General features: G+C 74.9%; 1 protein-coding gene. It reads left to right on the top strand.

Features of this window, described 5'->3' with window-relative positions; all coding sequences use genetic code 11:
- On the top strand, nt 1-970 hold a 970-nt coding region (locus FGF04_RS39405; protein WP_149516194.1), incomplete at its 5' end, for an IclR family transcriptional regulator domain-containing protein.
- Nucleotides 971-1078 lie beyond the last annotated feature (108 nt).

Raw genomic sequence — 1078 nt, 5'->3', positions numbered from 1 at the left:
GCGTATCGCCTGCGTGGTGAGCGTGGTGAGCCACACCAGCCGGCACACCGCGGACTCCCTGCGCGACACCGTGCTCCCCCGGCTGCGGGCGACCGTGCGCGCCATGGAACGCGACCTGCGCGAGGCCCCCGCCGAGCCGCCCGCCGCCCCGGCCGGACTCGCCACCTGGACCGGTGCCTCGAAGCAGGAACTGGGCCGGGAGTTCATCGAGTCGCTGGCCCGCGGGCTGACCGTGATCACGGCGTTCGGGGAGGGGCGGGCCGAACTGACGCTCACCGAGGTGGCGCAGGCGACGGGCCTGGCGCGGGCGACGGCCCGGCGCGCGCTGATCACCCTGGAGCACCTGGGCCAGGTCACGTCCCACGGCCGGGCCTTCCGCCTCACGCCCCGGGTCCTGGCCCTCGGCTTCCCGCCCTTGTCCCGTACGACGCTGCCGCAGATCGCGGCGCCGCACCTCGCCGACCTCGCGGACCGGCTGCACGACTCCGCGTCGCTCGCGATCCTCGCGGGCGACGAGATCCAGTACACGGCGCGGGTCGCCGCCAGCCGCATCATGAGCGTCAACATCACGGTCGGCACACGGCTGCCCGCGTACGCGACCTCGCTGGGCCGGGTGATGGTGGCCGGTCTACCGGCGGCCGAGCGGGGCCCGTTCCTGACCGGCCTCCACGCGCTGACCCCGCACACGGTCACGGATCCGGCGGCCCTCGCGGCCGTCCTGGACGACGTGCGGGAGGCCGGTTACGCGCTGGTCGACGGGGAGCTGGAGGAGGGGCTGCGGTCGATCGCGGCCCCGGTGCGGGACCGTACGGGGAGGGTCGTGGCCGCCGTGAACGTGGCGATGCACAGCTCGCGGCGGACGGTCGAGCAGTGCGTCTCGGACGTACTGCCGCACCTGTCGGCAACGGCCGGAGCGATCGAGGCGGACCTCAGGATCGCAGGCCGCTTCACCCGCCCCCCACTCACCTGAAGGCCGGGGCGCAGCCCGGCTTTTCAGGGCCGCAGGGAACTGCGCCTTCAGGGCCGCAGGGAACTGCGCCTTTCAGGGGCGCGGGGAACTGCGCGCCCAGCCCCCACC

The sequence above is a fragment of the Streptomyces apricus genome (assembly GCF_008369065.1).
Classification (GTDB): Bacteria; Actinomycetota; Actinomycetes; order Streptomycetales; family Streptomycetaceae; genus Streptomyces; species Streptomyces apricus.
This window is presented reverse-complemented; position numbering and strand designations above follow the sequence as displayed.